Raw genomic sequence first — 11871 nt, 5'->3', positions numbered from 1 at the left:
CCGAGCCGGCGGGGGCCACGGCCGCCGCATCCGCCGAGGCCGCGGCATCGGCTGCCGCATCCGCGGCGATGGCCGCCGCGTCGGCTGCCGCATCCGCCGCGGCATTGGCGGCGGCTTCGGCCCGATCCTGCGTCCTGTCCTGCGCTGTGGCCGGGGGTTCTGCAGGGGCTTCTGCCGGCGCCTCGGCCAGTTGCGGCGCCGGGTCGCGCTGCCACCAATACCAGGCGCCGGCGAAAGCAGCGGCAAGCACGAGGAACGGGATGAGCAGTCTTTTCATGCGGATCTCCCCTCTGGCGGCGCAGGATCCTCTATGCCATGTCGCGGCGGCCGGGAAAAGCGGCCCGGTCACGGGGCCGCGGCCGGGGCGTCCGGGCCCGCCCCACCCCGGGCGCGAAAGCTGCAATTGCGCGGCAAGCCCAACGAATCCGGTTGAAAACGCGGGTTTGCGCGACTATTTAACCGCGCAAACCTCCGGCAATACAAGGAAGACAGCCATAGCCCGCAGACCGCATAACGCTCCGCCCACCCGTGACACCGGCCCCCGCGTCAACGAGCGCATCCGAGTCGCCGAAATCCGCCTGATCGGTGCCGATGGCGAGAATATCGGCGTCGTGCCGCCCTCCCGCGGATTGGAGCTTGCACAGGAAGCCGGGCTGGATCTGGTCGAGATCTCGCCGAACGCCACGCCCCCGGTCTGCAAGATCATGGACCTGGGCAAGTTCAAGTATGAACAGCAGAAGCGCGAAGCCGAGGCCCGCAAGAAGCAGAAGGTCATCGAGATCAAGGAGATCAAGTTCCGTCCCGGGACCGATACCCATGATTACGACGTCAAGATGCGCTCGGTGATGAAGTTCCTGGGCGAGGGCGACAAGGTCAAGGTCACCCTGCGCTTCCGTGGCCGCGAGATGGCGCACCAGTCGCTGGGGCTTGAGCTTCTGAACCGCGTCGCCGCCGATGTGGGGGAGGCGGGCAAGATCGAATCGATGCCCAAGCTGGAAGGGCGTCAGATGGTCATGATGATCGCTCCGAAATAGGGCTGGGTATGATGGCGGCCGAGGTGACGATTCTGGTTCTGCGCGAACCGGGCGCCGATCCGGCGCTGCCCCTGCCCGAATACCAGACCCGCGGCTCGGCCGGCGCCGACCTGCGCGCCGATCTGGGCGGGGCCGGGATGAACGGGGCCGAGCTGGTGCTGGAACCCGGCCAGATCCGCCTGGTGCCGACCGGGCTGCGCGTGCAGATCCCCGAGGGCTACGAGATGCAGATCCGCCCCCGCTCCAGCCTGGCGCTGAAGCATGGCGTGACGCTGCCCAACACCCCCGGCACCATCGACAGTGACTATCGCGGCCCGCTGGGGGTGATCCTGATCAACCTCGGCGCCGCGCCCTATGCGATCCGGCATGGCGAGCGCATCGCCCAGGCCGTCGTCGCCCCGGTGACGCGCGCGGCCTATGTGATGGCCGAGGCGCTGGACGATACCGCGCGCGGCGAGGGCGGTTTCGGCTCGACCGGCCGGCGGTGATGGGACGGGGCTGATGCCTGTCCTCATCCTCCTGCTGGTGCTGGTCTGGCTGACCGGCGGCTGGTGGCTTCTGGGATATGGCGCGGTGCTGGGCTGGCTCTACTGGCTGCGGCTGCGCGGCTGGATGCTGGGCCTTGCCGCCGTCCTGCTGTGGCTGGCGGTGGCCGGCGCGGTCCAGCGCTGGCCCGACAGCGCCTTTTCGCGTTTCGTGCAATGGTCCCCCCATGCGCTGATCTGGCTGCTGGCCGTGGCGCTGATCGGTGTCGCGGCCTGGCTGGCCCTGCGGCTGCTGCATCGCCACAGCATCGCGCTGCCGCATGACGCGCCGGGGCTGGTGCCGGTGAAACAGGCCGCAGCCGCGCCCGCGCCCGGACCCGATCCGGGGCCGCTTTCGGACGCGGAGCTGGACCGCTACGCCCGCCATATCGTGCTGCGCGAACTGGGCGGGCCGGGGCAGGCGGCGCTGCGCCGAGCGCGGGTGCTGGTGGTCGGCGCGGGCGGGCTGGGGGCGCCGGTCTGCCTTTACCTCGCCGCCGCCGGCGTCGGGCGGATCACCGTCGCCGATGACGACCGGGTCAGCCTGTCGAACCTGCAGCGGCAAGTGATCTTCCGCGCCTCGGACGATGGCGCGCCCAAGGCCGAGGCGGCGCGCGCCGCCATGCTGGCGCTGAACCCGCATGTCGCGGTCACCGCCCTGAACCGCCGCATCACAGCCGAGGATGCCACGCTGGTCGCCGAACACGACCTGGTCATCGACGGCACCGACAGTTTCGCCGCCCGGCAGGCCGTCAACGCCGCCTGCGTCGCGGCCGGCGTGCCGCTGGTCGCCGGCGCCATCGCGCAATGGGAAGGCCAGGTGACGGTCTGGGACCCCGGACATGGCGCGCCCTGCATGGCCTGCATCTTTCCCGAGGCGCCGGCCCCCGGTCTTGCCCCCGCCTGTGCCGAGGCCGGCGTGGTCGGCCCGCTGCCCGGCGTCGTCGGCTCGATGCTGGCGCTCGAGGCGATCAAGCTGATCGCCGGCGCGGGCGAGCCGCTGCGCGGGAGGATGCTGATCTTCGACGGGCTCTATGGCGAGAACCGGGTGATGAAAATCGCCCGTCGTGCCGATTGCCCCACCTGCGGCTCTGGACATTTCCGGCAGGGTTGAAACACTCGCGGCCAACCGAAAGGAGGCTCGCATGAACCCCGAACTCACCCATTGGACCGGCCCGCTGGGGCTGCCGCGCTTCGACCGGATCCGCGACGAGGATTTCGCCCCTGCCTTCGACGCCTGCCTGGAACTGGCCGGCGACGCGGTCGAGGCCATCGCTGCCAATCCCGAGCCGCCGACCTTCCAGAACACCGTCGCCGCGCTGGAAACCGCCGAGGAGCCGCTGGACCGGCTTTGCGCCATCTTCTTCACCCTGACCGGAGTCGATTCCAACCCGGCGCGCGAGGACCTGCAGCGCCGGATCGCCCCGCGGCTGGCGGCGCATGGCAGCAAGGTCAGCATGGACCCGCGGCTTTTCGACCGGGTCGAGGCGGTGATGCAGGACCGGGACGGGTTGCCTGCCGAGGATCGCCGGTTGACCGAGCTGACCCTGCGCGGCTTGCGCCGGGCCGGCGCCGGGCTGACCGGCGCGGCGCGCGAGCGCATGGCGGCGATCCGCGAGCGGCTGGCGGTGCTCAGCACCCAGTTCGCCCAGAACGTGCTGACCGACGAGCGCGACTTCGCCATGGCGGTGCCCGATGACGGGCTGGCGGGGCTGCCCGATTGGCTGCTGCGCGCGATGCGGGCGGCGGCGCGGGAACGCGGCCTGCCGGGCCAGGTGGTGACGCTGAACCGCTCGCTGATCGTGCCCTTCCTGGAACATGCCGAGGACCGCGCCCTGCGCGCGGCGGCCTGGCGGGCCTGGACGGCGCGCGGCAGCGGCAGCGGGGCGGGGGGCGAGGCGACCGACAACCGCCCCATCGCCGCCGAGATCCTGGCGCTGCGCCATGAGCGTGCGCAGCTTCTGGGCTATGCGGATTTCGCCAGCTACAAGCTGGAACCCGAGATGGCCGGCGCGCCCGAAAATGTCGAGGCGCTGCTGATGCAGGTCTGGGCCCCGGCCAAGGCCCGGGCCGAGGCCGATGCCGCGCGCCTGGCCCAGATGCTGCACGAGGACGGCGTGAACGGCGCGCTGGAGCCTTGGGACTGGCGCTTCTATGCCGAGCGCCGCCGCAAGGCCGAGCACGATCTCGACGAGGCGGCGGTCAAGCCCTACCTGACGCTCGACGCCATGATCGGCGCGGTCTTCGACACCGCGCAGCGGCTGTTCGGGCTAGAGTTCCGGCCCTTCGACGCCCCGCTCTGGTCGCCCGATGTCCGGGCGTGGGAGATCACCCGGAACGGCCGGCGGATGGCCGTCTTCCTGGGCGACTATTACGCCCGGCCCGGCAAGCGCTCAGGTGCCTGGTGCTCCTCCTTGCAGCAGCAGCACAGGATCGGCGCCGGCCAGCGGCCCATCGTGGTCAATGTCTGCAACTTCACCCCGCCCGAGGAGCCCGGCGCGCCCTGCTATCTGGGCTGGGACGACGCGCATACGCTGTTCCACGAATTCGGCCATGCGCTGCACCACATCCTGTCCGACGTGGCCTGGCCCTCGATCTCGGGGACTTCGGTGGCGCGCGATTTCGTCGAGCTGCCGAGCCAGCTTTTCGAGCATTGGCTGGAGCAGCCCGAGGTGCTGGACCGCCACGCCCGCCATGCCGAGACCGGCGAACCCATGCCGGCCGCGCTGCGCGACCGCATCCTGGCGGCGAGGAATGCCGACCAGGGCTTCGCCACCACCGAATATCTGGAAAGCGCGCTGGTCGACCTGGCCTTCCACCGCGGCGCGCCGCCTGCCGACCCGATGGCGCGGCAGGCCGAGCTGCTGGCCGGGCTCGGCGCCTCGGCCGCCATCCCGATGCGCCACGCCACGCCGCATTTCGCGCATGTGTTTTCCGGCGATGGCTACAGCGCCGGCTATTACAGCTACATGTGGTCCGAGGTGATGGATGCCGACGCCTTCGAGGCCTTCCTGGAACGGGGCGACGCCTTCGACCCGGAAACTGCCCGCAAGCTCGAGCAATGGATCCTGTCGAAAGGCGATTCCCTGCCGGCGGACGAACTTTGGCTGAAATTCAGGGAACGAAAACCGGGGGTTCACGCTTTGTTGAGAGGACGCGGCCTGCTGGCCGACGCTTCCTGAAACAACGGGAGATTGAAATGACTGTGATGAAGCCTCTTCTCGCCCTTGCTGCCGTGGCGACGCTGGGCCTGGTGGCCTGCGATCAGGTCGCGCCGACGACACCCGAGCCCACCCCGGGCCCGATCGCGCAGTCCAGCGCCCTGAACGGCACCTACAACCTGCTGGAATCGAATTGCGGCGATCCGGCCAGTGACAAGAGCTTGGTCATCGACGGCAACAAGTTCCTGTTCCCCGGCGCGACCTGCACCGTCGCCAATGCCGAGCAGCAGGTGAACCGGACCCGCGTCACCCTGTCCTGCGAGGGCTCGCCCGCCGGCGGCAACCGGGTGGTGGACCTGCAGACCCGCCCGGACGGCATCCTGCGCCTGACCGAGGATTCGACCACGCTGACCTATCACCAATGCATGAAGGCGACGGCCAGCACCGATTCCCTGGTCGGCCAGACCATGTGACCGCCGCGGCCGCCCTCAAGGCCGCCCCAAGGCCGCTCCGGCCCGGGGCGGCCCACTTTCGGGGCGGCTTCGCAACTCTGGGCTGCATTTCTGCCCCGCCGCACAGCCGTGACCCTGTCCGCAGCGCCGCGGCACCTGTCCTTAGGGCAGGGCCGGGATGATTTCCTTTGCCGGCGCGCCGCACCGGCCCCTATCCTTTCCGGGTCAGGACCGGCCGCGGCCATCGGCCCGGCCTCGGCTGGAACGGTTCGGGTAAACGGTTGGCGGGAGAGAGGGACATGGCGATGTCCGAGGCAGCCTTGATGCAAAGCGTGGACGAGGTGCCGATCGACAAGATGGGCCTCGCGCATTACTTCGCGAATTACGAGACCTATCTGGGACCGATCCGGCAGCAGCCGCTGGATTTCCTGGAACTGGGCATAGCCCGCGGCGATTCGCTGCGGCACTGGGAGAGCTGGCTGCCCAATGCCCGCATCACCGGCCTGGACATCACCCCCTGCAGCGCGGCCTTCGGTGACCGGGTGCGCTGCTATGTCGGCGAGCAGCAGGACAAGGCGGTGCTGGACCGCATCGCCGCCGAGCGCGCGCCCGGGGGCTTCGACGTCATCATCGACGATGCCGCCCATGTCGGGCAGCTGGCGCGGATCTGCTTCTGGCACCTGTTCCAGCACCACCTGAAGCCCGGCGGCTATTACTTCATCGAGGACTGGGGCACCGGCTATTGGCCGCAATACCCGGACGGCAAGCATTACCGCCCGCCCGAGCCCGACCTGGCCGCGCATGAAAAGCTGCTGGACCGGCTGCACAAGTCCGCCCCGGTCCAGGCGATTCGCCCGCTGCGCAAGGCCACCGGCTGGATGCGCTGGAACCTGGTGCGGCGGCGCTTTCACGGCCATGACCGCGGCATGGTCGGCTTCGTCAAGGAGCTGATCGACGAATGCGGGGCCGAGGACATGACCCATCCCAGCTTCGGCGCCGGCACGCCGCGCAAGTCGCGCTTCGACTGGATGCGCGTCTCGCTGGGCCATGTGGTGATCCGCAAGGCCGCCGGCTGAGCCGGTCGCGGATCTAGTCGCGGATCTCGCCGGGATCGACGCCCCAGATCGCGGTCTTGGGCACCCAGCCCTTCTCGCCGCCGCCCGAGACCCGGCACCAGTCCGGGTTGCATTCGTGCAGCCGCACGATGGCGCCGGCCTCGGCCCGGGCGACCACGGCGGCGCGCGGCTCGGGCCGGGCCAGCAGGTCCAGCATGTCCCTGGTGACGATGGCGGTGCGCACCCCCGACAGCAGCGAGTAATGCACCCAGCCGCCGGCGCCGTCCTGGTCCTCGACCCGGCGCCAATGCCCGAACTCGGCCACCACGCGCAGCGGCATGCCGGCATGGCGGAATACCCAGTCGATGCGATGCGACAGGCTGGGGCCGCGCCGGGCGTTGCCCTCGCTGCCCTTCAGGCTGACATAGCGCGGCAACGGAAGGTTGGTGACCGGCCCGCGATGCGGGTCGCGCTTGCCGTCCTGGTGGCGGCTGATCGTCGCATCGGCCGACAGCCCGGGCACCGGCTTGGCATCCAGCTGCTCGCCCGGATTGCCGCCCTGCGGCGCTGCCGCGGTCCCGAACCATGCCCCCAGCGCCAATGCCATGGCGCCAAGCCAAGCCTGTCCTTGCTTCATGTGCCCGTCCTGCAATTTCGGGGTCTTGTGCGCGCCCCGCATCGCGGGCACTTTGCCAAAAGCCGCCCGGCTTTGGAAGAGAGGAGCGACCATGCCCGCCGTTCAAGCGACCGATCCGACCCGCTCGCGCCTTAAAGTTACCGTGACCCGGCGCCTGCCCGAGGCGGTCGAGACCCGGATGTCCGAGCTTTTCGACGTGTCGCTGAACCCCGACGACCACAAGATGGGCCGCGACGAGCTTTGCGCCGCCATGCGTGTCTCGGACGTGCTGGTGCCGACGGTGACCGACCATATCGACGCCGCCATGCTGGCCCAGGCCGGCGAGAAGCTGAAGCTGATCGCCAATTACGGCGCCGGCGTCGACCATATCGACGTGCATTCCGCCCGCCAGCGCGGCGTCCTGGTCAGCAACACCCCGGGCGTGGTGACCGAGGATACCGCCGACATGGCCATGGCGCTGATCCTGGCCGTGACCCGCCGCATCCCCGAGGGGCTGGCCGAGATGCAGGCCGGGCGTTGGCAGGGCTGGTCGCCCACCGCGCATCTGGGCGGCCGGCTGGGCGGCCGGCGGCTGGGCATCCTGGGCATGGGCCGCATCGGCCAGGCGGTGGCGCGGCGTGCCAATGTCTTCGGCATGCAGGTGCATTACCACAACCGCCGCCGCCTGCGCCCCGAGATCGAGGCGGAACTGCAGGCGACGTATTGGGAAAGCCTCGACCAGATGCTGGCGCGCATGGACATCATCAGCGTGAACGCGCCGCACACGCCCTCGACCTTCCACCTGCTGAACGCGCGGCGGCTGAAGCTGCTGAAACCCTCGGCCGTGGTCATCAACACCTCGCGCGGCGAGGTGATCGACGAGAACGCCCTGACCCGCATGCTGCGCGCCGGAGAGATCGCCGGCGCCGGCCTCGACGTTTTCGAGCACGGGCACGAGATCAACCCGCGGCTGCGCGAGCTGCCCAATGTCGTGCTGCTGCCGCACATGGGCTCGGCCACCATCGAGGGCCGGATCGAGATGGGCGAGAAAGTGCTCATCAATATCAAGACCTTCGCCGATGGGCACCGGCCGCCGGACCTGGTGGTGCCCTCGATGCTGTGACCCGCGCGCCCCGGTTTCCCGGGGCGTTCGCTTTCGCGCCGCCGCCAGATCGCGCCATGTCGCTTTTTGCCGAGAATATGTCGCCGGGATACGGCAGACTGGCCCCGGGAAAGCTCTAATCCGGTAACGGAGCTTTGGGCGCGGAGAAGGAGTCGCTAGCCATGAAAACCCATGTGAAGGCCCTGGTGGTCGGAGGCGGCGCGGTCGGCTGCGGCATCGCGCTGCACCTGGCCCGTGCGGGCTGGGACACGATGCTGGTCGAACGGGACGAGCTGACCTCGGGCTCGACCTGGCATGCGGCGGGGCTGCTGCCGCTGTTCAACATGGGCTATGCGACCAGCCATATCCACGACTATTCGGTCAAGCTCTATGCGGGCCTCGAGGCCGAGACCGGGCTGAACGCCGGCTTCACCCGCTGCGGCAACCTGCGCATGGCGCAGACCGACGCGCGCATGGACGAATACCACCTCTATTCGGCCACCGCCGAGACGGTCGGCATCGAGCATGAATTCCTGACGCCTTCGCAGATCAAGGAGCGCTGGCCGCTGGTCAATATCGACGGGCTCAAGGGTGCGCTGTTCCATCCGACCGACGGCTATATCAACCCCGCCGACGTGACCCAGGCCATGGCCCGCGCCGCGCGCATGGCCGGCGCCAGCATCGAGCGCAAGATCCAGGTCAACGGCTATCGCTGGACCGGCGAGGAATGGGTCGTCACCTGCGAGAAGATGATCGAAAAGGGCGGCAACCTGGTCGGCTCGGGCGAGGAGTTCGAGATCCGCGCCGAGCATGTGGTGACCGCGACCGGCAACCACGCGCAGCGCACCGCGCGCCTTCTGGGCATCAAGATCCCGGCGATCCCGGTCGAGCACCAGTTCATCGTCACCGAGCCGGACCCGGCGCTGCTGGCCTGGCGCCAGGCCGGCAACCCCGAGCACCCGGTGCTGCGCGACGCCGATGCGAAATGGTATGTGCGCGAGGAACGCGGCGGCTGGATCCTCGGCCCCTATGAGCGCAATGCCCCGGCCCGCTTCCTCTACGATGTGCCGGAAACCTTCCGCGCCGACCTGTTCCCGCTGGACCTGGAGCGGATCGAGGAAGAATACATGTCGATGATCCACCGGCTGCCCAGCTCGGAAACCGTGGGTCTGAAAGACGACTTCAACGGCCCGATCTGCTACACCCCCGACGGCAACCCGCTGGTCGGCCCGGCGCCCGGCCTGCGCAACATGTGGCTGGCCGAGGGCTTCAGCTTCGGCATCACCGCCGCCGGCGGCACCGGCCATTACCTGGCGCAGATGATGACCCAGGGCGAGGCCGAGATCGACATGGCCAGCCTCGATCCCCGGCGCTTCGGCGGCTGGATGACCACCGAATACGCCGCGCGCAAGAACGAGGAAGCCTACGAGCACGTCTTCGTCCTGCACCACCCGGATGAGGAGCGCGAGGCCTGCCGCCCGCTGCGCACCGCCCCCGCCTATGACCGCCAGGTCGCGGCCGGCGCCCAGATGGGCCAGGTGAACGGCTGGGAGCGGCCGAACTACTATGCCCCCGCCGGCTTCGACGACCATGCCAGCCGCAGCTTCCGTCGCGGCGGCTGGTGGCAATATGCCAAGGAGGAAGCCGAGGCGATCCGCAACACCGCCGGGCTGATCGACGCCTCGGCCTTCACCAAGCACCGGGTCCATGGCCCCGGCGCGACGGGTTTCCTCGACTGGTTCACCACCAACAAGCTGCCCAAGGTCGGCCGCATCAACCTGACCTATGCGCTGACCGAGACCGGCACCACCCGCACCGAATACACCATCGTGCGCCTGGCCGAGGACGACTATTACCTGATCTCGGCCGGTGCCTGGACCGATTACGACGCCGACTTCCTGCGCAAGACCGCCGAGGAGATGGAGGGCGAATTCGGCCAGGTCATCATCCAGGACGTGACCACGCAATGGGGCGTCTTCGCCATCGCCGGGCCGAAATCGCGCGACATCCTCAAGGAGATCGTCCGCGACGCGAACCCGGAGACGGTGCTGGGCAACAAGCGTTTCCCGTGGCTGTCGATGCGCAATATCGAGCTGGGCATGTGCCCGGTCCGCGCCATCCGTGTCGCCTATACCGGCGAGCTGGGCTGGGAGCTGCACCACCCGGTCGAGTTCGGCCGCTATCTCTGGGACCAGCTGGTCGCCGCCGGGGACAAGCACGGCATGAAGCTGGTCGGCGCCCGCGCGCAGAACTGGCTGCGGCAGGAGAAATCCTATCGCGCCTTCGGCACCGAGCTGGGCCGCGACGCGACGCCGCTGGAAGCCGCGCTGGACCGCTTCGTCGATCTGGGCAAGGAGTTCAACGGCAAGCAGGCCATGCTCGACAAGGGCGTGCGGGCGAAATGCTGCACCCTGCTGATCGACGGCCCAGCCGATGCCGACCCCTGGGGCCGCGAGGCGCTTTACACCGAAGACGGCGCGACCCGGATCGGCCGCCTGACCTCGGGCGGCTGGTCGGTGGCCTTCGGCAAGTCGATCGGCATGGGCTATGTCCGCCCCGACCTGGCCGAGTCGGGCACGCGGCTGAAGGTCCGGATGCACCGCCAGCTGTGGGACGCGGTGGTGACCGAGGACAGCCCCTATGATCCGGAAAACAAGGTGATCCGCATCGACGGCTGACCCTCCTCCCCAGCCGCAGATGCAGGAAAGGCCCGGCGTGATGCCGGGCCTTTTTGCTGTTCGGCCAGCCGGTTACAGCAGGAAATCCGCCCCGATCAGGCTGTGGCTGCCGTTCAGCGCCACCGAGAAATCCGCCCGGCCGTCGCCATTGGTATCGGCCAGGATCGTGGTCACATTGCCGGCCCGCTCATAGCGCAGCTCGCCCGCCGCGCCGGTAAAGGCGCGCTCGCCGATCAGCCGGAAGGCCTGGTCGCCGGCAAGCCCGGCATGCGCGTCGATACGGCGCAGGTCGATGCGGTCGCCCTGGGCGTGGCTGAAATCCTGGATCAGGTCGCGCCCCGCCGCCGCCACGCCCGACTCACCCAGGCCCAGGAACACGAACTGGTCGGCGCCCAGCCCGCCGTTCAGCCGGTCCGCGCCCGCGCCGCCGGTCAGCACGTCATTGCCGGCGCCGCCCAGTAGGCTGTCATTGCCGCCGCGGCCATCCAGCTGGTCGTTGCCGGCGCCGCCGTTCAGCCGGTTCGCCGCAAGATTGCCCCAGAGCCGGTCGGCAAAGCCCGAGCCGTCCAGGTTCTCGATCCAGCTCAGCGTGTCGCTGCCCTGGCCGCCGCCGATCGCCTGCGCGCCGGCCATTGCCAGGTCCACTCGCACGCCGCCGCCGGCCGCGCCATAGCCCGCCGTATCGGTGCCGAGCCCGCCGCTCAGCGTGTCGTTGCCGGCCCCGCCGACCAGCGTGTCATTGCCCGCGGCCCCGGACAGCAGGTTCGCGGCGGCGTTGCCGGTCAGCACGTCGGCGAAGCCCGAGCCGTTGACGTTCTCGATCCAGCTCAGCGTGTCGCTGCCCTGGCCGCCGCCGATCGCCTCGCCGGCCGTCGCCAGGTTCACCCGCACGCCCCCCGTGGCCGCGCCATAGGTGACCAGGTCCACCCCCGCGCCGCCGTCCAGCCGGTCGTCGCCGGCCCCGCCGTTCAGCGTGTCGTTGCCGGCGCCGCCCAGCAGCGTATCGTTGCCCAGACCGCCCAGCAGCGTATTGTTGCCGGCATTGCCGCTGATCCGGTTCGCCAGCGCATTGCCGGTGCCGTTGATATTGGCAGTCCCGGCCAGAACAAGGTTCTCGACATCTGCAGTCAGCGCATAGGAAACCGCCGATTGCACCGTGTCATCCGACATTCCCCAAGTGGCCCGCCGCTTGACTTCAAGATCGCCTGATTTTGCTCGCTGGGCAAGCGTTTTTCGCCCCGAGCGGTGT

At 69.4% G+C, this 11871-nt stretch carries 10 protein-coding genes and 1 pseudogene; 8 read left to right on the top strand and 3 right to left on the bottom strand.

Annotated elements, in window-relative coordinates:
* A pseudogene (locus I9P22_RS20455) lies at window positions 1–277 on the bottom strand (hypothetical protein); the annotation flags it as partial.
* Between I9P22_RS20455 and infC the strand changes: the two are divergent.
* The 6 genes from infC to I9P22_RS20425 all read left to right on the top strand — a co-directional run bounded on the left by infC (window position 261) and on the right by I9P22_RS20425 (window position 6247).
* Complete coding sequence (gene infC / locus I9P22_RS20450) at window positions 261–1034, top strand: translation initiation factor IF-3 (RefSeq protein WP_233253504.1); 774 nt, start codon at window positions 261–263, stop codon at window positions 1032–1034. The pseudogene I9P22_RS20455 and the gene infC sit on opposite strands and share 17 nt — an antisense overlap.
* A gap of 11 nt (window positions 1035–1045) precedes the next feature.
* A complete protein-coding gene (gene dut / locus I9P22_RS20445) occupies window positions 1046–1522 on the top strand; it encodes a dUTP diphosphatase (RefSeq protein ID WP_199261611.1) in 477 nt (158 codons plus the stop codon).
* Window positions 1523–1535: 13 nt separating this feature from the next.
* Window positions 1536–2672, top strand: coding sequence for a HesA/MoeB/ThiF family protein (locus I9P22_RS20440; RefSeq protein ID WP_199261609.1), 1137 nt, complete (start codon window positions 1536–1538; stop codon window positions 2670–2672).
* Between the two features lie 31 nt (window positions 2673–2703).
* A complete protein-coding gene (locus I9P22_RS20435; protein ID WP_199261607.1) occupies window positions 2704–4740 on the top strand; it encodes a M3 family metallopeptidase in 2037 nt (678 codons plus the stop codon).
* 26 nt (window positions 4741–4766) lie between these two features.
* Entirely contained in the window at window positions 4767–5192 is a 426-nt protein-coding gene (locus I9P22_RS20430; protein WP_199261605.1) for a hypothetical protein, read from the top strand.
* A gap of 284 nt (window positions 5193–5476) precedes the next feature.
* Window positions 5477–6247 (top strand): class I SAM-dependent methyltransferase, encoded by a 771-nt coding sequence (locus tag I9P22_RS20425; RefSeq protein ID WP_233253503.1) that lies wholly within the window; start codon window positions 5477–5479, stop codon window positions 6245–6247.
* Window positions 6248–6260: 13 nt separating this feature from the next.
* On the opposite strand, the gene I9P22_RS20420 is transcribed toward I9P22_RS20425, so the two are convergent.
* Window positions 6261–6863: an SH3 domain-containing protein gene (locus tag I9P22_RS20420; protein WP_199261601.1), complete on the bottom strand. Its 603-nt coding sequence runs from the start codon at window positions 6861–6863 to the stop codon at window positions 6261–6263.
* 91 nt (window positions 6864–6954) lie between these two features.
* Here I9P22_RS20420 and I9P22_RS20415 point away from each other — a divergent pair, with 91 nt between their 5' ends.
* Both I9P22_RS20415 and I9P22_RS20410 read left to right on the top strand, forming a co-directional pair.
* Window positions 6955–7965 carry a 2-hydroxyacid dehydrogenase gene (locus I9P22_RS20415; protein ID WP_199261598.1) on the top strand — a complete coding sequence of 337 codons (1011 nt, stop codon included), beginning with the start codon at window positions 6955–6957 and terminating at the stop codon, window positions 7963–7965.
* A gap of 161 nt (window positions 7966–8126) precedes the next feature.
* Window positions 8127–10622, top strand: coding sequence for a GcvT family protein (locus I9P22_RS20410; protein WP_199261596.1), 2496 nt, complete (start codon window positions 8127–8129; stop codon window positions 10620–10622).
* A 72-nt stretch (window positions 10623–10694) separates the two neighbouring features.
* On the opposite strand, the gene I9P22_RS20405 is transcribed toward I9P22_RS20410, so the two are convergent.
* Window positions 10695–11792 carry a calcium-binding protein gene (locus I9P22_RS20405; protein ID WP_199261594.1) on the bottom strand — a complete coding sequence of 366 codons (1098 nt, stop codon included), beginning with the start codon at window positions 11790–11792 and terminating at the stop codon, window positions 10695–10697.
* Window positions 11793–11871: the final 79 nt, after the last annotated feature.

This window comes from Paracoccus binzhouensis, assembly GCF_016446475.1.
GTDB lineage: Bacteria > Pseudomonadota > Alphaproteobacteria > Rhodobacterales > Rhodobacteraceae > Paracoccus > Paracoccus binzhouensis.
The sequence above is the reverse complement of the archived record's forward strand: the minus strand, read 5'-3'. Positions and strand labels throughout refer to the sequence as shown.

Excerpts from the sequence above, each read along its gene's own strand:
- I9P22_RS20425 (WP_233253503.1), top strand. The coding sequence starts at position 5,477 with ATGTCCGAGGCAGCCTTGATGCAAAGCGTGGACGAGGTGCCGATCGAC.
- I9P22_RS20415 (WP_199261598.1), top strand. The coding sequence starts at position 6,955 with ATGCCCGCCGTTCAAGCGACCGATCCGACCCGCTCGCGCCTTAAAGTT.
- I9P22_RS20430 (WP_199261605.1), top strand. The coding sequence starts at position 4,767 with ATGAAGCCTCTTCTCGCCCTTGCTGCCGTGGCGACGCTGGGCCTGGTG.
- I9P22_RS20435 (WP_199261607.1), top strand. The coding sequence starts at position 2,704 with ATGAACCCCGAACTCACCCATTGGACCGGCCCGCTGGGGCTGCCGCGC.
- dut (WP_199261611.1), top strand. The coding sequence starts at position 1,046 with ATGGCGGCCGAGGTGACGATTCTGGTTCTGCGCGAACCGGGCGCCGAT.
- I9P22_RS20410 (WP_199261596.1), top strand. The coding sequence starts at position 8,127 with ATGAAAACCCATGTGAAGGCCCTGGTGGTCGGAGGCGGCGCGGTCGGC.
- I9P22_RS20420 (WP_199261601.1), bottom strand. The coding sequence starts at position 6,863 with ATGAAGCAAGGACAGGCTTGGCTTGGCGCCATGGCATTGGCGCTGGGG.
- I9P22_RS20440 (WP_199261609.1), top strand. The coding sequence starts at position 1,536 with ATGCCTGTCCTCATCCTCCTGCTGGTGCTGGTCTGGCTGACCGGCGGC.
- I9P22_RS20405 (WP_199261594.1), bottom strand. The coding sequence starts at position 11,792 with ATGTCGGATGACACGGTGCAATCGGCGGTTTCCTATGCGCTGACTGCA.
- infC (WP_233253504.1), top strand. The coding sequence starts at position 261 with ATGAGCAGTCTTTTCATGCGGATCTCCCCTCTGGCGGCGCAGGATCCT.